The sequence below is a fragment of the Micromonospora sp. WMMC250 genome (assembly GCF_027460215.1).
GTDB classification, from domain to species: domain Bacteria; phylum Actinomycetota; class Actinomycetes; order Mycobacteriales; family Micromonosporaceae; genus Micromonospora; species Micromonospora taraxaci.
Genome location: NZ_JAPZBJ010000002.1, coordinates 81,080 through 99,971 on the forward strand (window position 1 = coordinate 81,080; position 18,892 = coordinate 99,971).

General features: G+C 68.7%; 19 protein-coding genes. 10 read left to right on the forward strand and 9 right to left on the reverse strand.

Going from position 1 to position 18,892, the window contains the following annotated elements; genetic code table 11:
• Positions 1-79: 79 nt before the first annotated feature.
• The 4 genes from O3438_RS00570 (at position 80) to O3438_RS00585 (ending at position 4,537) form a co-directional block, all read left to right on the forward strand.
• On the forward strand, positions 80-682 hold the full coding sequence (locus tag O3438_RS00570) for a sigma-70 family RNA polymerase sigma factor (RefSeq protein ID WP_269678004.1): 603 nt from the start codon (positions 80-82) through the stop codon (positions 680-682).
• Between the two features lie 83 nt (positions 683-765).
• On the forward strand, positions 766-2,619 hold the full coding sequence (locus tag O3438_RS00575; RefSeq protein WP_269678005.1) for a Na+/H+ antiporter NhaA: 1,854 nt from the start codon (positions 766-768) through the stop codon (positions 2,617-2,619).
• Positions 2,620-2,680: 61 nt separating this feature from the next.
• A complete protein-coding gene (locus tag O3438_RS00580; protein WP_269678006.1) occupies positions 2,681-3,394 on the forward strand; it encodes an SDR family oxidoreductase in 714 nt (237 codons plus the stop codon).
• Positions 3,395-3,451: 57 nt separating this feature from the next.
• Entirely contained in the window at positions 3,452-4,537 is a 1,086-nt protein-coding gene (locus O3438_RS00585) for an LLM class flavin-dependent oxidoreductase (RefSeq protein WP_269678007.1), read from the forward strand.
• Between the two features lie 363 nt (positions 4,538-4,900).
• Here O3438_RS00585 and O3438_RS00590 read toward each other — a convergent pair whose 3' ends face one another.
• Positions 4,901-6,466 (reverse strand): chitinase, encoded by a 1,566-nt coding sequence (locus O3438_RS00590; RefSeq protein ID WP_269678008.1) that lies wholly within the window; start codon positions 6,464-6,466, stop codon positions 4,901-4,903.
• 84 nt (positions 6,467-6,550) lie between these two features.
• Positions 6,551-7,177: a mycothiol-dependent nitroreductase Rv2466c family protein gene (locus O3438_RS00595; protein ID WP_442929549.1), complete on the reverse strand. Its 627-nt coding sequence runs from the start codon at positions 7,175-7,177 to the stop codon at positions 6,551-6,553.
• Between O3438_RS00595 and O3438_RS00600 the strand changes: the two genes are divergently transcribed.
• On the forward strand, positions 7,176-7,709 hold the full coding sequence (locus tag O3438_RS00600) for a MarR family winged helix-turn-helix transcriptional regulator (protein ID WP_269678009.1): 534 nt from the start codon (positions 7,176-7,178) through the stop codon (positions 7,707-7,709). The genes O3438_RS00595 and O3438_RS00600 overlap by 2 nt on opposite strands.
• A gap of 310 nt (positions 7,710-8,019) precedes the next feature.
• On the opposite strand, the gene O3438_RS00605 is transcribed toward O3438_RS00600, so the two are convergent.
• The 3 genes from O3438_RS00605 to O3438_RS00615 form a co-directional block, all read right to left on the reverse strand.
• Positions 8,020-8,559 carry an RNA 2'-phosphotransferase gene (locus O3438_RS00605; RefSeq protein ID WP_269678010.1) on the reverse strand — a complete coding sequence of 180 codons (540 nt, stop codon included), beginning with the start codon at positions 8,557-8,559 and terminating at the stop codon, positions 8,020-8,022.
• 252 nt (positions 8,560-8,811) lie between these two features.
• On the reverse strand, positions 8,812-9,399 hold the full coding sequence (locus O3438_RS34165; RefSeq protein ID WP_332367439.1) for a GNAT family N-acetyltransferase: 588 nt from the start codon (positions 9,397-9,399) through the stop codon (positions 8,812-8,814).
• Between the two features lie 138 nt (positions 9,400-9,537).
• Positions 9,538-10,164, reverse strand: coding sequence for a TetR/AcrR family transcriptional regulator (locus O3438_RS00615; protein ID WP_269678012.1), 627 nt, complete (start codon positions 10,162-10,164; stop codon positions 9,538-9,540).
• A gap of 40 nt (positions 10,165-10,204) precedes the next feature.
• Between O3438_RS00615 and O3438_RS00620 the strand changes: the two genes are divergently transcribed.
• Positions 10,205-11,032 (forward strand): hypothetical protein, encoded by an 828-nt coding sequence (locus O3438_RS00620; RefSeq protein ID WP_269678013.1) that lies wholly within the window; start codon positions 10,205-10,207, stop codon positions 11,030-11,032.
• Positions 11,033-11,224: 192 nt separating this feature from the next.
• Here O3438_RS00620 and O3438_RS00625 read toward each other — a convergent pair whose 3' ends face one another.
• Positions 11,225-12,490: an MFS transporter gene (locus O3438_RS00625; protein ID WP_269678014.1), complete on the reverse strand. Its 1,266-nt coding sequence runs from the start codon at positions 12,488-12,490 to the stop codon at positions 11,225-11,227.
• The gene (locus tag O3438_RS00630) at positions 12,487-13,074 is read right to left on the reverse strand and encodes a winged helix-turn-helix domain-containing protein (RefSeq protein ID WP_269678015.1); all 588 of its coding nucleotides are present in this window, start codon (positions 13,072-13,074) and stop codon (positions 12,487-12,489) included. Before O3438_RS00630 ends, O3438_RS00625 begins: the two co-directional genes overlap by 4 nt.
• An 84-nt stretch (positions 13,075-13,158) precedes the next feature.
• Here O3438_RS00630 and O3438_RS00635 point away from each other — a divergent pair, with 84 nt between their 5' ends.
• Entirely contained in the window at positions 13,159-14,274 is a 1,116-nt protein-coding gene (locus O3438_RS00635) for a DUF808 domain-containing protein (protein WP_269678016.1), read from the forward strand.
• Between the two features lie 168 nt (positions 14,275-14,442).
• Here the strand turns inward: O3438_RS00635 and O3438_RS00640 are convergent, their stop codons facing one another.
• Positions 14,443-14,679 carry a hypothetical protein gene (locus tag O3438_RS00640; RefSeq protein ID WP_269678017.1) on the reverse strand — a complete coding sequence of 79 codons (237 nt, stop codon included), beginning with the start codon at positions 14,677-14,679 and terminating at the stop codon, positions 14,443-14,445.
• Between the two features lie 142 nt (positions 14,680-14,821).
• On the opposite strand from O3438_RS00640, the gene O3438_RS00645 reads away from it, so the two are divergent.
• On the forward strand, positions 14,822-15,451 hold the full coding sequence (locus O3438_RS00645; RefSeq protein ID WP_269678018.1) for a hypothetical protein: 630 nt from the start codon (positions 14,822-14,824) through the stop codon (positions 15,449-15,451).
• A 30-nt stretch (positions 15,452-15,481) separates the two neighbouring features.
• Here O3438_RS00645 and O3438_RS00650 read toward each other — a convergent pair whose 3' ends face one another.
• Positions 15,482-16,729 carry an MFS transporter gene (locus O3438_RS00650; protein ID WP_269678019.1) on the reverse strand — a complete coding sequence of 416 codons (1,248 nt, stop codon included), beginning with the start codon at positions 16,727-16,729 and terminating at the stop codon, positions 15,482-15,484.
• A 388-nt stretch (positions 16,730-17,117) separates the two neighbouring features.
• On the opposite strand from O3438_RS00650, the gene O3438_RS00655 reads away from it, so the two are divergent.
• Both O3438_RS00655 and O3438_RS00660 read left to right on the forward strand, forming a co-directional pair.
• A complete protein-coding gene (locus O3438_RS00655; protein ID WP_269678020.1) occupies positions 17,118-17,927 on the forward strand; it encodes a LuxR C-terminal-related transcriptional regulator in 810 nt (269 codons plus the stop codon).
• Positions 17,924-18,763 carry an aminoglycoside phosphotransferase family protein gene (locus O3438_RS00660; protein ID WP_269678021.1) on the forward strand — a complete coding sequence of 280 codons (840 nt, stop codon included), beginning with the start codon at positions 17,924-17,926 and terminating at the stop codon, positions 18,761-18,763. Before O3438_RS00655 ends, O3438_RS00660 begins: the two co-directional genes overlap by 4 nt.
• Positions 18,764-18,892 lie beyond the last annotated feature (129 nt).

The following is an 18,892-nucleotide window of genomic DNA, read 5'->3' on the forward strand; positions in this document are numbered from 1 at the left end:
ACGGCCGGCCGCCCTCGACGTGCCCGAACGCGGGCGGCGGACCACCCGCTCACCTGACCACGCTGTCCAGGAGTGACTGATGGCCATGCCTACTCCGCGCCTCAACGGCCCGGACGAGAGCCCGTACCTCGCCGGAAAGTCAGGGCAACTCCCACGACACGACGACCGGAACTCTCTTCGGCGGCGTGACGGGGAGAAGTTGCGGCAGATTTTCGAGGAACGTTCTGGCGTCCTGCTCCGCTACCTCAAACGAATCAACGCCTACCGGCCGCAGATCGTCGAAGACCTGTTGCAGGAGACGATGTTGAAGGTATGGCGGCACATCGGCGACGTCCCGGTCGACGAGGACCACATCCAGTCGTGGCTCTTCACGATCGCCCGTCACGTGTCGGCGGACGAGGCGCGCAAGCGCGTACGGCGGCCCCAGGAGTCGCTGGGCGAACGAGAACTGGAGAACTACTCCTCGCCGGCCGACCCGATGGACGTCGTCGTGGCCCGCGAGTCCCTGCTGGACGCGTTCCGCGAGCTGAGTCCCGAGCGCCGCAGAGCGTTCGTGGAGATCTACCTGCAGAGCCGCAGCGCAGTCGATGCCGCCGAACTCCTTTCCGTGCCGATCGGAACGGCCAAGTCGCGAGCCTTCCACGCGATGAACTCCCTGAGGTCAGCAGTTCTCTCCGCCTGACGATCGGCACGCCAGACCAGACCAATCACGAGGAAGCGATGCCGCAGGTGCACCAAACGATGGAGCCCGACCCGACGACGTCGATGGTTATGACACCCATCGGGTCGGCGGCTCGGCGCGGCCTCCCGCGTACCGGATCGGCCGGCGCGACGCTCCTCGTCGCCGCCGTCGCCGTTGCCCTCGTCTGGGCGAACCTGCCCTCGCTCAACTACGACGGCTTCTGGTCCTGGGTCATGACCATCCAGATCGGTCCCTGGGCGGCGCACCTCGACCTGCGCACCTGGGTCAACAGCGGGTTGATGACGTTGTTCTTCCTCGTCGTCGGCCTCGAAGCGCGCCGCGAGTTCGATCTGGGCGATCTGCGAGAGCGGCGACGCCTGGCCCTCCCGGTGCTCGCCGGTGCGGCGGGGATGGTGATTCCGGTCAGCATCTATCTGATCGTGAACCACGGGGGAGCCGGTGCCGTGGGCTGGGGCATCGCGATGTCCACCGACACCGCGCTCGCGCTGGGAGCCTTCTCCCTGATTGCGGCGCACGCGCCGGAACGAATCCGAACCTTCGTCCTGACCGTGTTCGTCGTCGACGACCTGGTGGCCCTGATCGTGATCGCCCTCGCGTACAGCGAGCACATCGCGGTGCCGGGCATGGTGGTGGCCGTGGTGGCCTACGCCGGCCTGCTGGCAGGGCGCCGGCTGCCGCACCGGCTCCGAGGATGGAGCTTCGCGCTGGGCACTGTGGTGACCTGGGCTGGGTTGCTCTCGGCCGGCGTCGACCCGGTGGTCGCTGGGCTGGCCGCGGGGCTGGCCACGACGGCGTACACGCCCAGCCGCACCGAGCTTCAGGAGGCGACCAGACTGGTCCGGCTCTTCCGCGAGCAGCCGTCGGCGAAGCTGGCGGCGGTGGCCACTCGGAGCCTGACCGGCGCGCTGTCGGCCAACTCCCGGATGCGCCATACCCTGCACGCCACGACCAGCTACGGAATCGTCCCGCTGTTCGCCCTGGCCAACGCAGGAATCGTCATCGACGGTGACTCGGTGCGCCAGGCACTCCGATCGCCGATCACGATCGGCATCGTCCTCGCCTACGTCCTGGGCAAGCCGACTGCCGTCGTCGTCGCCTCCTGGTTGGCGGAACGTCTCAGCGGAGGCTCACTGCGCCCACCCGTCGGATGGGGCGCGGTCCTGGAGAGCGGCACGATCGCCGGGATCGGCTTCACCGTGTCGCTGCTGATCGCGAACCTGGCCTTCACCGGCGACGCGCTCGACCAGGCAAAGATCGGTACTCTCGCGGCCGCGGTCGGCGCGGCTCTGCTGAGCTTTGCCGTCTACCGCGTCATCGAGACCCTTCCGGCCAGGACACAGGCGCGGGCGTTACTCGGCACCGCGGATCGGCTTGTCGACCTGGCGGAGCCGGTCAACGACGACCGCGACCACATCCAAGGCCCTCCGACCGCCGTCGTCACGGTCGTCGAGTACGGCGACTTCGAATGCCCGTGGACCGCGATGGTCGGCCCCACGGCCCAGGAACTGCTCGTCGAGAACGCCGATGTGCGCTACGTGTGGCGGCATCTGCCGCTGCCGGACGTCCATCCGTACGCGCAGACAGCCGCCGAGGCCGCCGAGGCCGCGGGAGATCAGGGCGCGTTCTGGCCCATGCACACCCTGCTGCTCGAACGCCAGGACCGGCTCGCCCCCGACGACCTGACCGGGTACGCCGAGCAACTCGGCCTCGACCTCGACAGGTTCCGCGACGACCTGGTCCGCCACCGGCACGAGGCCCGGGTTCAGCGGGATGTCGATTCGGCCGACCGCAGCGGCGTGGCCGGCACCCCCACGTTCTTCATCAACGGTCAGCGTCACGAGGGGCCCCAGGACCTCGCCACCCTCAATCGCGTCATCGAGGAGGCACGGGCCCAGGCCACCGTCGTACACCGTTGATCAACTCCACCAGGCACGCCCTCGACGGCGTGCGCCTGGATCCCCGAAGAGGAAGTGAGTTATGCACACTGAACTGGAGAACCGATCAGTGCTGGTGATCGGGCGCAGCGGCGGCATCGCCGGCGCGATCGTCTCCGCCGTACGCGCCTCCGGCGCCACAGTGGTCGTCGCCTCCCGCAACCGCGATGCCCTGGCCGACGCGTACGGCGAGGAGGTGACCGTCGAATCCGTCGACGTGACGGATGAGGCGAGCGTGGCGGCGCTCGCCGAACGGTTGGGTCGCGTCGACCATGTCGTGTCGACAGCGTCGGCCCGGGCTCGCGGACGTCTGAGCGACCTACAGCCCGCCGCCGTGCTGCGGTCCCTGTCGACCAAGGTGCTCGGCCCGATCCTGCTGGCCAAACACCTCGCACCTCGCATGCCGCAGGACGGCAGCTTCGTCTTCTTCTCCGGCGCGACCGCCCGCAAGCCGGTGCCGGGCATGCTGGCGGTCGCGGCCACCAACGGCGGCGTCGACGCGGTCACCCAAGCCCTGGCCGTGGAACTCGCACCACTGCGGGTGAACTCAGTCTCGCCGGGCACCATCGACAGCGGCGCGTACGACGCGCTCGGCGAGCAGCAGAAGGCCGACCTCTTCGCGAGTCGGGCGGCCCGCAACCCGGCCGGTCGGGTGGGCCACCCGGACGACGTCGTCCGCGCGGTCCTCTACGCCCTCTCGAGCACCTTCACGACCGGCACCACGCTGGCCGTCGATGGTGGCGAGACGTTGGTTTGACGATGGTGCCTCAGTAGGCCCCCACGGTCGTTTCGGTTCGAGAACAGGGAAGTGGCAATGGAACAACGACGCGGCACCGATCTGCGGACAGGCGCGGCGCCGAATGGAGGGCATGGGACGAGTTCCGTACCCCTGTCGATTCTCGATCTGGTCGTCAGGGGCACCGGGAGCCCTCCGGCCGACGCGCTCCGACAGACCACGACACTGGCGCAGGCCGCCGAGCGGTGGGGGTACCGGCGCTTCTGGGTCGCCGAGCACCACAGCTTCCCCGCCTCGAGTAGCCCGGCGCCCGCCGTTCTCCTCGCCCACCTCGGTGCCGCGACCCGCTCCATCCGGCTGGGGTCGGGAGGAGTCATGCTCACCAACCACGCACCACTGATCGTGGCCGAGCAGTTCGGCGTCCTGAACGCCTTCCACCCCGGGCGCATCGACCTGGGCGTCGGCCGAAGTCCCGGCGGTCTGCCGTCGGTCATGCAGGCGCTACGTCGTAGCGCCGAGGGCTCGGGTGGCGACAGTTTCCGCGACGACGTCGAGGAGCTTCTGGGCTTCCTCCGGAACGACTTCCCGGAGAACCACCCCTACCGGCGCGACAACGTACACGTGGTGCCGGCGGCACCCGACCTTCCCGTCTGGACACTCGGCTCGGGAACGACTGGTGCGGAGGTGGCCGCACGCCTCGGCCTGCCATTCGCGGCTGCCTTCCACATCAATCCCGTGCAGTCCCTGCGGGCCGTCGACGAGTACCGGAGAACGTTCCGGCCGTCCGCTGCCCTGGCCGCGCCACACGTGATGGTCTCCGTGAACGTCACCTGCGCCCCGACCGCGCCCGAAGCCCAACGCCTGGCTCGGCCGGGGGCGGTGATGATGATGCTTGCACGGCAGGGGAAGCAGGCCGCCCTTCCCAGCCCGGACGAGGCGGAGAACCGCCCTTACACGCCGGAGGAAGAGGAGTTCGTCGAAAGCTGGCTGGGCAACGTGATCCACGGGGCGCCCGACACAGTGTGCGAAGGACTGACAGAGCTGCAGCGGCGAACCCAGGCCGACGAATTGATGCTCACCACGTTGATCTACGACACCGTCAACCGCATACGTTCCTTTGCCCTCGTCGCCGAAGAGTTCGGACTTGCCACAGGCTCTTCCTGAACCGTGGGGCCGTTGGACTCACGGCAGCGCGGTTGCCAACCGAATGTGCCTCGGGACCGGCCCCCGAACCCGATGAACGATGCGCTGGAACCCGCCCTGAACGCCTTCGCCACCACCTTCAGCGACCGCCGCCCCGACGCTGAATCCTACTAACCAAGATCGCCGGAAACACCGTTAGCGAGACAGCCCTGGGAGTCTTCGGCGATCCTCCAACCGAGGGTGAGCTGGACATCGGGGTGGTGTGCCGCTCTGGGCCACTGTGGGAAAGGTGGTCGGACCCCGTCGCGGCCCGGTCCGGATCGACCGGGCCGCGACGCTGTCTCCGACGGGCGGCGTGTTCGGCCGCTCCAGCCAGCGTCGCCGTCAGGGCAGCGCCTTCAGGAACGGGCCGTGGTTGAGCCGGAATTCCCAGGAGTAGAAGCGGTCCCAGTTGATGGACCAGGTCATCAGCCCTCGGAAGTTGGGGTTGGTTCCGCTGCGAGGGGTGTACGCGCCGCAGCTCTGGCCTCGGACGAGGCAGGTCACCGCTTGTTGCACGCCGCCCGGGGCGAGGTAGCCGTTGCCGGCGCTGGTGGACGAGGGCGCGCCGAACGCGACCTGGTCCTCGCGCAGTGCGGGGAAGACCGCGTTGGTGTTCCCGGCCACGGGGAAGCCGGCCAGCAGCATGTCCGTCATCGCGATGTGGAAGTCGGCGCTGCCCATCGTGTGGTACTGCCCGTCGAGCCCGACAATGGGGCCGGAGTTGTAGTCCTGGACGTGCAGGACGGTGAGGACGTCACGCAGCGCGTGGATCACCGGCAGGTAGGACCCGGCCCGGGGATCCTGGCCGCCCCATGGGCCCGAGCCGTAGAACTGGTAGCCGAGCTGCACGAAGAACGTCTCCGGGGCCATCGTGAGCACGAAGCCGCTTCCGTAGCGCTGCTTGAGCTCGCGGATCGCCGAGATCAGGTTGACCACGACCGGGGTGGTCGGGTTGCGGAAGTCGGTGTCGCCGGCGTTGAGGTAGAGGGAGTGGCCCTCGAAGTCGATGTCCAGGCCGTTGAGGCCGTACCGGTCGATGATCGCCGAGACCGAGCGGACGAACGTGTCACGGGCGGCGGTCGTGGTGAGTTGCACCTGCCCGTTCTGACCGCCGATGGACAGCAACACCTTCTTGCCCTGCTGCTGCTTGGCGCGGATCGCCGCGGTGAACTGGGCTTCGGTCTCCACGGTGGGGCACTCGGCAACCGGGCAGAGTTGGAAGCGGATGTCGCCGGAGGTGACGGAGGTGGGTTCGCCGAAGGCGAGGTTGACGATGTCCCAGTCGTCGGGCACGTCGGCCATCCGCAGGTACCCGGCCCCATTGGCAAAACTGGTGTGCAGGTAGCCGATCAGGGCGTGCTTCGGCAGCCCGGTGGGCGGCGGGTTGGTGGGCGGCGGGGTCGTCGGCGGCGTCGTGGTGGGCGGCGGGGTCGTCGGCGGCGTCGTGGTGGGCGGCGGGGTCGTCGGCGGTGTCGTGGTGGGGGGTGTCGTGGTGGGGGGTGCGCCACCGGCGCACGCCACGCCGTTGAGCGTGCAGTCGACGGGCGAGCCGGAGCCGGTGACCAGGAAGCCGAACGACGCCGACGCGCCGGGGGCCAGGGCACCGTTCCACGAGCGGTTGGTGAAGGTGTGCCTCTGCCCGACGGTGCTGACCGTGGCGTCCCAGTACGAGCCGAGGGTGGTGCCCGTCGGCAGGGTGAAGGCAACCTGCCAACCGGTGATCGTGCTCGACCCACCGTTGGTGATGGTGTAGCGGCCCTCCCAGCCCGCGCCCCAGTCGGAGGTCTTGGTGAACGCGGCCGTCGGGCCGGCGGCCAGGGCTGGATAGGCGAAGGTCAGGGTCGCCGCGGCGGCGGAGACCAGGGCCGCGAGGGCCGCCAGGAACGGTGTTCGGAATCTGCGCGCCATCCGGTCCTCCCGAGGGGTACCCGATCGATGGGTATCGACGGGAGGTCAATTATTAGGTTTGTTAACTGAACATGTCCAGAGGGGCTAGGCGAAGCTGAGCTCATCGGTCCGAGCGCGCTTCAGTTCCGAGAACGCCGGACAGCCGGCGAGCAGGCGTGCGCCGTCGAAGACGCGGAGGGCGTCATCCCCGCGTGGGATCGAGGAGAGTACAGGGCCGAAGAAGGCCACGTCGTCGACCACGATCGTCGGGGTGCCGAGGTCCTCACCCACGAGCTGCTGCGCGCGGGCGGTGCTCGCCCGCATCCGATCGTCGACGTCGCTTCGGCGAGCGACGTCGGCCAGGTCGGCGGGGAGGCCCGCCTCGTCCAGTGCCGCCGGGATGACGGCGTCGAAGTCCTTGTTGCCCTCGTCGTGGATCCGACGACCGAGCGCCGGGTACAGGCGTGCGAGGGCGGCTGGCCCATGGTGCGCGCCGGCTGCCGTGCACACCCGCGCCGGGCCCCAGGCCCGATCGTTGAACGCGCGGTACCAGGGCTCCAGGTCGCGATGCTCGTTGACGACCGCGAGGCTCATCACCTCGAACCGCAGAGTGATGGGTCGGATGCGCGCGACTTCCATGAGCCACCGCGAGGTGATCCAGGCGAACGGACAGGACGGGTCGACGTAGGCCACGACCATGGGGACGGGCGCGTGAGAGCTATTTCCTTCCATGGAAGATGAATCTATCTTCCATGGAAGCTATGATGCAAGCGTGAACAAAGACCGGGTTGCTGACATCGTCAGTCAGTGGCATCGCGAACGACCCGACCTCGATCCCACCCCATTGTTGATCATCGGCCGGATCCAGCACCTGGCCGAGGCGCTCGACGCGTCCCTGCGGCCGCCGTTCGCCGCCGCGGGCCTCGGTAACGGCGAGTTCGACATGCTTGCGGCGCTGCGCCGGGAGGGCGAGCCGTACATGCTCACGGCGGGTCAGTTGAGTGAACGGATGCTCGTCACCACCGGTGCGGTGACCAAGCGGGTGGACCGGCTCATCGCCCGAGGCCTCGTCTCGCGCTCGGTCTCCGAGGTCGACGCCCGCGGCAGAGTGGTGGGCCTGACCCCGGCCGGACTGACGCTGACCGACCAACTCATCGAGGAGCACCTGGCAAACGAGGCCGCCATCCTTCGGAACCTGACCGACAGCGACCGCAAAGCGCTCGAACGACTACTGGCAGTGTTGACGCGACACGTGTTGTCGTGAGGAGCCCCAGCCCGGACCGAACAGCAGAGCAGTGACGAACAGCGCGATCGTGGCCACGATCATCGCGATCAAGTTGCGCTTGCCGTATGGCGCTGGCAACCCCCGACGTCGTCCTGGCCGCCGGCCCCGACGCCGCAGCGGATTCCCAGCGCTACCTGTCGCTGATGCTGCGCTCGCTCCAGGCCTGACAACGGGTGTGTCCGCTTCGGTGCCGCGGCCCAGGGGCGGCGCCACGCCGGATGTCGCGTGCCGCATCCCGTTCGAGGTGGTACGCACCCCGCCGGAACAGCGGCGCGGGACAGGCCAGGGCTCAGTCGAGCAGATAGCTGGCAGGGACCGCGTCGGTGAGCCAGACGCCGTTGGCGCTGCGGTGGAACACGTGCCCGTCGGCGGCCATCGCCGCTGCGTCGATGGTGAGGATCAAGACCCGACCGGCCCGTCGGGCGCCGACCCGGTGGGCGGTCTCGGTGTCGGCGGAGAGATGGACGTGGTGCCGTCCGCCGCGGTGCAGGCCGGTGGCCCGGATCGACTCCAGCGCACTGGCGCTGGTGCCGTGATAGAGCCGCTCCGGTGGGGTCACCGGGGGCAGCCCGAGGTCCACCGGGACCGAGTGGCCCTGGTTGGCCCGGATCCGCAGCACCCCGTCGGTGCCGGGCTCGACAGCGAACCGCTGCTTGTCATTGCCGGCGACGACCGCGTCCAGCTCGGCCCGCTCGATCCGTAGGGCGGCGAGCAGAGCGTCGACGGGAGTCCAACCGGCCGGGTCGAGCACCAGGCCGGCCCTGTCGGGATCGTGCCGGAGTGCCTTGGACATCCGTTTGCTCAACTTCACCAGGCGCTCGCGTTCCACTGAGGCATTGTGGTCGATCCCCGTCGCTCGAATCGAGGGGTTTCCGACGACGCCGAACCCGGAGTTCTCTCCGGGGGGCCTGCGCCGCTGCTCCCAGGACGGCTGCCGCCGGCCGGTGCCACGGCTCGCCTGAGCCACGCCTGTAGGTCCTCTGCAGATCGAGCTGAAGAGTTGCGGATGAGCTGGCTCGAGTTTGCTGCGGTGCGGTCATCCGAGACACCGATCCCAGGGGGAACTCCCTGGCCGGGCAGTTCAGGATGGTGACTTCTTCTGCGCTTGCGAAGGCGTCAGCGTCGGTGCCCCGGGGAGGCGATAGTGCGGCGTCCACACATGCCGATGAGGTGGCGCTGTCCAAACAAAGCGGATGTCGGGCGCATTCTCCTCGTTGCGGGACCCGTCGGTCGTTTCAGCCACAGTGAAACCGTGGCGAAGGTAGAACCTCTGCGCTCCGGTGTTTCTTGCGAACGTCCACAGCTGAAGTCCCGCCGGGCGGCGGGACTTCGCGAACCCGATGAGGTGGGAGCCCAACCCCCTGCCGGTGAGAGCTGGGTCGACATAGAGCTGGTCGACCCAGTCATCATCCAGAGCCAGCACCGCCAGTGGCCGGCTGCGCGAGTCCTCCATCAGCCATACTTCTCGCTCAGGAATCAAGACGGCGCGGATCCACTCTCGAACCTCGCCGTCCGGGTGGACCGCAGCAGGGATGGCGCCGACTGCGGCCCGACGGGACCGGATGAGAAGGTCGGCGACCGCTCGGGCATCCTCGGGGCCAGCGCGCCGAGGTGCTGCTGGATCAACATGTCCGGTACGCGAGAGGCCCACGAACCGGATCATCCGCATCGAGGGGACAACGGGCAAAGGATTAACTCACGTGGCCGCGATCCGCGCGACTGAAGTTGATTCGTTGCGCCTCGGTTGAGCTGTTTCGGGAGCCCGGGCGGTGGGCGTCGTGTCAAGGCGTGGTTGAGATGTCACATTTCAGGTCAGGAGTTCGCGGGCCAGGGCCTCGGTCCACCAGCGCTCGACTTGATCGGGCTGCCAGCCGCGTTCGTCGGTCAGCGTGGTGTAGACGTCGATGTTGCAGATCGCCGCATAGACATCGACGGCCGACCGTATGTCCAGTCCTTGCCGGAGAACGCCGCCCGGCCACGACGAGAACACCTGGATCCTGGTCTCGTCCCCCCGCTGGCGGCCGCCGCGGTAGACGTTCGCCAGCGCAGGCTCGGTACGGCCCGCCTCGCGTACGAGCGCGATGATGTCACCGGCACGCTCGAAGAGCCGCCGGTCGTAGCCGGCCATCGCCGCGAGCTGCCGTACCGGATCGTTCTCGGCCCCTTCCAGTTCGGCGAGCGACTGCGATGGATTTGCGGCGATGTCTGCTGCGTCGGCCAGGGCCTGGATCAGCCCAGTCTTGTTTCCGTACACCGCGTAGACGGTCGGCACCGAGACCCCCGCCTCCCGTGCCACGTCACGTACCGTGGTCGCCCCCCAGCCACGGGAGACGAACAGTCGACGAGCGGCGCTGGCGATCTCACCTCTCGTCTCTGCCGCTTGCGCCGCCCGGCGCAGTGATTCGTACCTCCGCCTGCCTGTCTCGGCGGTCAATGGCTTGTCTCCTTCGGTTTTCGGGTCTTATATTGAATCTATGCTGCGTAAAGCCGACGTCGGAGGCATCTGGACGTTCTCGCGGATCGCCGGACTCGCCGGACTCGGCTTCGCCATCCTGATCGCCTCCACCAACGCCTTCCTGGTGCCAGCCGGCCTGCCCCACACCGGCTCCGAGACCAACGACGTCGTCCAGTTTTTCACCACCCACCAGAACGCCGTCGGCCTCGCGTCAGCACTCGCCCCGATCGCCTGGGTGCTGGCCACCCTGTTCGGCGCCGGCGCGGTCTCCGTGCTGTGGCGTTCCGACCTCGAGCAAGGCACAGCCTGGTCCCTGGTCGGGTTCGCCGGGGTGATCATGCAGAACATCACCTTCACCGGCGTGATGGCCACCCGGCTCGCGCTCGCGTCAACGACCGCGCAGGACAGCAGCACGATCGCCGGGCTCTGGGCACTGCACAACGCGCTGTTCGTCTTCAACGGCACCTTCCTGGCACTGGCCATGACCGGCCTGTCCATCAGCGGGCGACGCGCCGGCCTGATCCGCCGCTGGCACAGCGGAATCGGTTTGCTTGCCGCCGCACTCCAGTTCGGCTCGGCCGTGCTGAGCCCTCTGGCCATCGACGACCCCGGTACGGTCGGCCTCCTCGGCCTTGTCGGCTGGCTAATCTGGGTCGTGTGGGTCGTCGCCTACGGCATCACCCTGATCCGCCCGACTTCCGTTTCCATCCAGCCGATACCGAACAACCGACGCACCGGTCCCGTTGAGTCATTTCGACCAGGCCATTGGCAGGCCGATCTACCCGACGGTCAGCGTCGCCATCCAACACAGCAGCGCGTCGAACCGCCGGAGAGCGCACAGGCATAGGCATCCGCTCATCGGCGGATCCGGGCACCGCCGTCCCCGCCTGCGGTGACTTGGCGTAGTCGACGAATGCACCCCGAGACGGCGGTTCGAGTCTCCGGCCTGGACGAAGAAACACCGGGACCCAACGGCGCCTACCGTCGTCTGGTGGTGGACCTCGACGCGGATGAGGCCATGACCGTTGGCGGTTACCGATTAACGACTGTGATCGTTTTCAAGCGACACGTGATGCTGATCGTGTTCAGTCAATGGTCGTTGACTCTGGGAGGTTCTCTGTGGAACAGGACCTGCACCACGGCTTCGGAACAGTAGTGCCGCGAGCGCGGGAAGGGCGGCGGCGACGGCGATCGTCGCCCACGGCCCAGCGCCGGTGACCAGCACTCCGCCTGCGGCGTAGGCCAAGGATCCGGCCAGCCCGTTCGCGGACGCCAGCCAGGCGAACGCGGTCAGCCGATGCCCGCCCGTCAGGTTCTCGCTCAGATCGGTCAGCAGGGCCGCTGCCGCCGGGGTGATGAATACGCCAGCGAGGAACGCCAGCGGGTAAAGGGCCGAAGCGGACCGGGCGGCGAGCAGCAGGGCGAACCCGACAGCGCTGCCGAGCAGCAGCAGCCGCACCTGCCGGCGCACTGGCGCGTGCCACGACCGCGACCCGTACCACACGCCACCCACGACACTGCCCGCCGCCCACGTCGCGAGCACTGCCCCGCTGGCGGCCGAGGAGCTGAACTCGACCGCGACCGCGATCAGCGCGACCTCCACAAGACCGATGGCGGCCATCTGGACCGTCGCCACGCCCAGCCAGGGGAGCAGTCGGATCAGCATCCGGCGGTCCGCGGCCTCCGGCGCGTCCGGCGACGATTCCGGCGACGGGACGCGACGCTGCTGGATCAGCAGGGTGGTGGCACCGGCAACCGGGAGCAGCGCGGTTCCAGCCAGGGCAGCCGTCGGGCTGCTCAAGGCCACGACCAGCCCGACGAGGGCAGGCCCCAGTACGAACAGCACTTCAGTGCCCACGGTGTCCAGGCCGTACGCGGCGATGCGTTCCTGCGGGTCCTCGATGGTGGTCGCGATCGTGGCCCGCAGCGTTGCGCTCAGCGGCGGGATCGCCGCACCGGCCAGCACGACACCGGCCCAGAAGTTCCACGACTGCCACGGAAGGACGATGACCAACAGGCCGGTGCTGCTCAGGATCCCCGCGATCAGTAGGACGAGGTTGCCGTAGCGCTCGGCCAGCCGGGCGATCAGCGGACCGCTCAGACTCGCGCAGAGTCCGTAGGTGGCGGCGGCCGCGCCCGCAATCGCGAACCCGCCGTACCGCTGGTTGGCCAGCAGAAGAATGAGCAGCGGTGACATCGTCTGGGCGAGCCGTGCGACGAGTGCGCCGATCAGGGCCGCCAGAATCTGCCGGTTCGCGACCACTCCTGCGTAGCGGCGCAGACCCGTCGTCTCGTTACCGGTCATTCGGCAGTCCCCGTCCCTGGTGCGGTCTGCGGGAAGCCACGCACGGCCAGCCGGACCGGGCCGCGTCCGTCGCGGCGGGTCCGGGTCGCCTTCTCCACGTGGCAGCGGGTGATTTCCTCGACCGCCTCGCCCCAGGCTCTGAGTTCGGCGGGTGTCATGAGGGCGGTCCGGGTGTGCACGGTGGTACTCGATGCCCAGTCGTCGCTTGCTGCCTGCGGTGACGCCAGGAAGCTCAGGAAGAGCCCGAGGTCGTGCCGGGCCGCCGCGCCGATCGCGTCCGTGCGGGCGATGTCGGAGTCCGCGCCGCCGGTCTTTCCCAGAAGCGGCATCAGTACCTCGTCGAAGCGGCGTTGCCAGGGTCGCTGCCGGGTGTCTTCGGCAAGTGGAGAGCCCTGCTCCACCAGGCCCTGTTTGGCGAGCACGTGCAAGTGGTAGGAGCAGGACTTGGGAGAGAGTTCGAGCTGCGCCGCGCATTCCGAGGCGGTCAGCCGGTCGTGGACGCGGAGTAGATCTAGGATCCGGAGCCGCGCGGGATGAGCCAGCGCGCGCAGCCCTTCGACATCTGTGACAGATGTGGAAGACATGTTCCGAATCTATCCACGACGCCGGATCCCCGCCACCGTTGCCGCGGCGGCAGGGCCAAAAGCTCTCGCCCGACATACGACCGGGTGGTGGCGTGCCGCGCACAGGGACCTGAGCGAGAATGGGTCAGTTCGAACTCTGCGCAACCCTGGAAGGACCCTCCCTTGGCCGGTGGACTCGTAGCCCTGCTGGATGACGTGGCGGTGCTGGCCCGTGCCGCCGCAGCGTCGATCGATGACGTCGGGGCGGCCGCCGCGAAGGCCGGCGCCAAGGCTGCGGGCGTCGTCGTCGACGATGCTGCCGTCACGCCGCAGTACGTGCGGAGTCTGGCGGCCGACCGCGAGTTGCCGATCATCAAACGCATTGCCCTGGGGTCGCTGCGCAACAAGTACCTCATCATCCTGCCGGCGGTGCTGCTGCTCAGTCAGTTCGTGCCCTGGCTGCTCACCCCGATCCTCATGCTCGGCGGCGCCTACCTCTGTTACGAAGGCGCGGAGAAGGTGTGGGCCAAGATCGCCCATGACGACGCCCACGGCGCGGGCGGGGACACGGTGCAGGACGAGACGACACTGGTGTCCGGTGCGGTACGAACCGACCTGATCCTCTCGGCGGAGATCATGGTCATCAGCCTCAACGAGGTGGTCGATGAGCCGTTCTGGTCCCGCCTGGCGATCCTGGCTATCGTCGCCGTCGTCATAACCGTCCTGGTGTACGGCGTGGTGGCCCTGATCGTGAAGATGGACGACGCCGGGCTGCGCCTGTCGCAACGTTCCGGCGCCGTCGCCACGTTCGGCCGCGGTCTGGTGAGGGCGATGCCGGTGGTTCTCACCGTGCTGACGGTGGTCGGCACCGCGGCGATGCTGTGGGTGGGCGGGCACATCCTGCTGCTGGGCACGAACGAGCTGAACCTGCACTTCCTGTACGAGGCCGTGCACCACGTGGAGGTCGCCGCCCACGACGCCACGGGTGTTCTCGGCGGGCTCGTCGGCTGGCTCGTCAACACGGTGGCCAGCGCGATCCTCGGGCTGATCGTCGGAGCGCTGGTCGTGCTGGTCATGACTCTCACGCTCCACCGCCGCAAACCCAAGGCTGCGGCGGCCACTGCGGCGGCCACGACTCCTACTGACGGCACCATCCCCGTGCCGCCGAGCCGTGCAGCTCAGCGTCACGACGCTCCTGCGGACCGAGCGCCGCGCGGCTGACCGCAGAACCACCGCAACTCGACCACGGGGGTCAGGCGTTCTGGTGGTGAACCGCGCTTGGTAGTGCTCTGTTAGGGCTGCGGTGGGTGGATGAGCGGGATCTGGTTCGGGTGCGGCACAGTGGGCGGGCTTCGCGGCGGGGATCTGCGCTGTGTCGCGGCGGTCGGATCAGCGGGCGACTTGTCGTACATCTCGTTCACGAACTCGTCGGGTTTTCGGCGTACGGTGCGGGCCGGAGAACACGATCAGAACGCTGCCGGGCTGCCGCTTCGGATGCCGCGGGACGATGTCGGCCTCCACGCCAGCGGCCCGGAGGATCTGCTCGGCCCGGCGGATCGCTTCCTCGCGTGTCGGCTGCACCACCCGGCGCGGCGGGTCGCCGAAGGTGTAGTTCGCCGCGAACACCGGGCGGCGCCTCCTGCGTCGGTGATGCGGCCATGGAGCGAGTCCGCCGGCGGCCGTTAGCTGCTCAGGCGGATTTCGGGCAGGGCTGTGCGTCACAACTCCGGCGCAGGCCGTGTTGACGGGGTCATGTTTAGATGCCTCCATGACTCAAGCGACCTCGTGGACCTCTACGGAGGTGCCGACCCTCCGGGTCGTAGCTGACCTCGGCGAAACGCCGCCGCTGGCCGACGTCGCTTTCTATCTTCGTTCGCTGCTCACGCTGGGCGAAGCTGCGATCTTCATCGTTGACCCCACGATGCCGCTCCGAGAATTCCTTGTGCGCCCGGTGGTCCCTTCGCAGGCGGGTCCGCGACGAGTCGAATTTCGGGCAGCTCGCGTCTCTCTCGCCAGCCCTATAGAAACGATCCTTGTCTCTGTGGCAGCAGAGCTCACCCCGGTCGCCTACTCCCTTGCTGCTATGGCCGTCCTCAAACAGGGATTGACCTCCGTCATGGAGTGGCAGAAGCATCGGCTGGACCTGCAGCTACAGCGCCAGCACATTCGGCTGGCTGCACTGGAGGCCGATGGTATGGCTGAGGCTGCACTTCGGGACATGCGCACCACTGCGGATGAGGTTATGGCTGCACACGGACACGAACGGCGAGATTCGTCGTTCGTACAGACTGGACCGGCAATCGCCAGCGCAGCGACTAGAAGCACCCTCGAAGACCTCGCGGCGTACCGCGTGCTCGCCGCGGAACACGACCCGCCCAGTCCGCCCCGTCAGCGGTAGGGCGAGGGCTCGCGCGCGGACGGGCGAGCGTCAGGTCGTGGAGGCTGGGGCCGTCTCGCGGACCAGCGTGACAGCGCTGCGGTTGGCGGCCGGAATGATCAGCGCCGATGCGACGAGCGCGGCGACGGCGATGCCCAGCCATCCCCAGAAGCCGAAGGCGATGACCAGGCCGGAGAGCACCGCCGGGCCGATGATGTTCTGCGTGATCACGTGCAGGTCGAACGCCCCCAGGTACTCGCCCTGGGCGTGCTCGGGGGCGAGGCCGAACGCGAGCCCCCAACCGGAGGCGGCCTGCATCACCTCGGCCACGGAGAGGATCAGCACGGCGGCGACGATCGCCACGGACGCCAGGACCACGTTGTCGTCGAGCGCGGTCACCGCCAGGACCGCGCAGCCGCCGGCCAGCCAGTAGCCGGAGCGTCGGGCGAGCCGACCGGCGCCGTGCACGGTGTCCGCGCCCCGGCTGGCCCGCACCTGGAACAGGATGACGAACGCGGTGTTGACGATCAGCAGCAGAGGAATCAGGAAGTGCGGCAGGTCGGTGCGGTTGAGCGCCCAGAGCGGCAGCGTCACCAGGATGATGCTGACGTGTGAGGCGAGGATCGTCGAGACGCCGATCACCGTGAGGAAACGTGGGTCGCGGACTGCGGCGAAACGCTTGAAGCCCACCGGTGCGGGACGCGGCGGCACGTCGGGCAGGCGGGTGACGAGCAGCGCGGCGCCGGCCATCAACGCGGCAGTGGTGAGGGGGATCAGCACGAGCAGCCGTTGGCTGAGGGCGGCGACGGCCGCCACGCCGATACCGATGCTGAATCCGATGTTGAACACCGACCGCATCATGGCCTTGAGCTTCACCCGCTCCTCGGCGGGCACGAGGTTGCCGATGAGGGCCCCGTTGGTCGGGCCGGTGCCGTACTCGAGGAAGCCGACGGTGACCACCAGCGCGAAGAAGGCTGTCGCGCTGTCGACGAGGCTGTAGAGCCCGAATCCGACCGCCAGCGCGGCGAACAGGATGACGAGCAGGCGGCGGGCGCCCACCCGGTCGGCGATCACACCGAACAGGACCGACGAGAGGAAGGCGGACAGGCCGGCGGCCGACAGGCCCAAGCCCACCTGCCGCGCGTCGAGTCCGACACGCAGCGTGAAGTAGACGACGCTGCCGCTGAGGAAGACTCCCTTGCCGATGGACTCGGCCAGTCGGATCGCGATCAGCTTCCTGCGGAGCGGGTCGGTCGGCACCAGGCCGGCGAGAACGTCCGTCACTCGTGACAAGGGCATGGGTCAATCCTGGCGACGGCGGTGTCCGGCGGACAGGGCGACAGGTGTAGCGCGTACGGGACGACGTCCCGGTTCGGCCGGGAAATTCCCCCGTGGACTCCCGGGCCGGCGGCACGTCGTCCGCCCGTGAAAGGTCCGCTGTGGACGGCTTCGTCAGGGCCAAAACGGAAAGTTTGGTTCGGTTTTCCGATGCGTCAAAAGGCTGACCGAGCCCGTTCCTGGGATCACTTCTTGTGTTGTTCTGTTGGCCGTGAGTAGATGTTCATCACGACGCGGGGTCGGCGCTACCGCGGCGTTTCCCCGCGCGACTAAGACACGGCGGGCCGTTCGGACGGGGTGAGGTGGATAGATGGTCAGCGTTGGCTCGGCCTCGGAACTGACTCGGAACATGAGGCGGTATCCGGAGGAAGTCACGGCGGAGACACAACCCGACGCGGTGACGGTGGTCCTGGCCGACGCTCAGCCGGTGGTGCGCAGGGGCCTGCACGCCCTGTTGTCGCCGTCGGCTGAGGTCGCCGTGACAGGTGAGGCGTCGTCCGCGCGGGAGGCGTTGGCGCTGGCCACCGCCACACGCCCTGACGTGCTCGTTCTCGACGTCGAGCTGCCGGGGTTCCAGGCGGGGGTGACGATTCAGGAGATCAACCGGGTGTCGCCCTCGACAGCGGTGCTGGTCTTCACCGCGGTCGAGGACGAACACGCGATCCTCGCGGCCATGTGGGCGGGCGCCCGGGGCTACGTGCTCAAGAGTTGCCCGGGCGACGGCATCGTCCGGACGATCCGGGGCCTCGCGACGGGCGAGGTCATCCTCGGCCCCCGGGTGGCCGACAAGCTCATCGGGCAACTGAGCCGGGAGCCCCGCAACCAGCAACTCTTCCCGGAGCTGACAGCCCGCGAGCGGGAGGTGCTGGAACTGATTGCCTCGGGTATGCGCAACGTGGCGATCGCCGCGAAGCTGAATCTGTCCCCGAAAACGGTCAGCAATCATATTTCCATCATCTTCAGCAAATTGAACGTTTCTGACCGGTACGAGGCGATCGAGGTCGCCCGCCGGGCGCGGTTGGGGCGCCCCGGGCCGCCCGGCCTCCATTCACCAAGGGTGCCCGGTGGCAGCGTTCTGCTGGCCGGCAGGCGTGGTGTCATGGCGCCGGGCGCGGCCGCGCACGTCGGCGCGCGGTCGGTGCGGGGGCGAGCGGGATGAGCCTGGACCTGGACGCGATCGCCAACCGACTGGAGCCACGGTTCGGTCGGGCCGCGCACCGCTGGGTGGGCACGCTGCGCCAGCGGCTCGACGACCTCGTCGAGCAGTGGGAGTTAACTCTCGGTGACCCGCTCAAGTCCGGCAACTCCTCGGTGGTGTTCCGGTGCGTGGGCCCGCTCGGCGACGCGGTGCTCAAGCTTTCCCCGGACAGCTACGCCGTGCGGGAAGAGGTGGACATGCTGCGCCAGTTCGCCTCCAGCGGGCGGGTGCCGGCGGTACGGGAGTCGGCCAAGGGCGCTGTCCTGCTCGAAGCGATCCACCCCGGCACCCTCGTGGAGAAGATGCCGCAGCCGCCCTCACCGCGGGAGTTCGCCGCCTTCCTCACCGATCTGCACGGCGCGGGTGACCCGGCTGCCGCTCCCCGTCAACTGACGGACTGGATCGACGTGCTGTTCAACTCGGCGACGCGCCGGGGCGCCGACCTGAGCGGGTCCAAGCGGCTGCGCGACGACCTGTTCGCGGTGCCCACCGACACTGTGCTGCTGCACGGGGACCTGCACCTCGGCAACGTGCTCAGCGGCGGAGGCAGGGGCCTGGTGGCGATCGACCCGATGGCGTGCGCCGGTGACCCCTGCTTCGACGCCGTGGACTACGTGCTGGAGGGTCTGGACCGCGCGGAGATGGTGCGCCGCCGCGACGAGTTGGCGAGCGCCGCCGGCATCGACGTGGGCCGGCTCGACGCCTGGTGCCGGGTGACGGCCCCGATCGGCGCCACCTACGTCAGCAATCCCGTGCACTCCGCCGAACTGGCGGCCTTCGGGCGCGGCGAGTACTGACCGGCCGACCACCGCCCCGGTCCGACGGCAACCCACGTCGGGCCGGGGCCGCGCCATGCCCGAGGACCCGCGTCGACGTGTCGCCGACGCGACCGGGAGCTTTTCCTGGTGGGGCAGGAAACCGTGCTC

Bases quoted from the DNA above. Each gene is read 5' to 3' on its own strand.
- O3438_RS00585 (WP_269678007.1), top strand. From the start codon at position 3,452: ATGGAACAACGACGCGGCACCGATCTGCGGACAGGCGCGGCGCCGAAT.
- O3438_RS00660 (WP_269678021.1), top strand. From the start codon at position 17,924: ATGAGCCTGGACCTGGACGCGATCGCCAACCGACTGGAGCCACGGTTC.
- O3438_RS00590 (WP_269678008.1), bottom strand. From the start codon at position 6,466: ATGGCGCGCAGATTCCGAACACCGTTCCTGGCGGCCCTCGCGGCCCTG.
- O3438_RS00650 (WP_269678019.1), bottom strand. From the start codon at position 16,729: ATGCCCTTGTCACGAGTGACGGACGTTCTCGCCGGCCTGGTGCCGACC.
- O3438_RS00655 (WP_269678020.1), top strand. From the start codon at position 17,118: ATGAGGCGGTATCCGGAGGAAGTCACGGCGGAGACACAACCCGACGCG.
- O3438_RS00580 (WP_269678006.1), top strand. From the start codon at position 2,681: ATGCACACTGAACTGGAGAACCGATCAGTGCTGGTGATCGGGCGCAGC.
- O3438_RS00620 (WP_269678013.1), top strand. From the start codon at position 10,205: ATGCTGCGTAAAGCCGACGTCGGAGGCATCTGGACGTTCTCGCGGATC.
- O3438_RS00630 (WP_269678015.1), bottom strand. From the start codon at position 13,074: ATGTCTTCCACATCTGTCACAGATGTCGAAGGGCTGCGCGCGCTGGCT.
- O3438_RS00625 (WP_269678014.1), bottom strand. From the start codon at position 12,490: ATGACCGGTAACGAGACGACGGGTCTGCGCCGCTACGCAGGAGTGGTC.
- O3438_RS00570 (WP_269678004.1), top strand. From the start codon at position 80: ATGGCCATGCCTACTCCGCGCCTCAACGGCCCGGACGAGAGCCCGTAC.
- O3438_RS00575 (WP_269678005.1), top strand. From the start codon at position 766: ATGGTTATGACACCCATCGGGTCGGCGGCTCGGCGCGGCCTCCCGCGT.
- O3438_RS00645 (WP_269678018.1), top strand. From the start codon at position 14,822: ATGACTCAAGCGACCTCGTGGACCTCTACGGAGGTGCCGACCCTCCGG.
- O3438_RS00595 (WP_442929549.1), bottom strand. From the start codon at position 7,177: ATGGAAGGAAATAGCTCTCACGCGCCCGTCCCCATGGTCGTGGCCTAC.
- O3438_RS00600 (WP_269678009.1), top strand. From the start codon at position 7,176: ATGGAAGATGAATCTATCTTCCATGGAAGCTATGATGCAAGCGTGAAC.
- O3438_RS34165 (WP_332367439.1), bottom strand. From the start codon at position 9,399: ATGCGGATGATCCGGTTCGTGGGCCTCTCGCGTACCGGACATGTTGAT.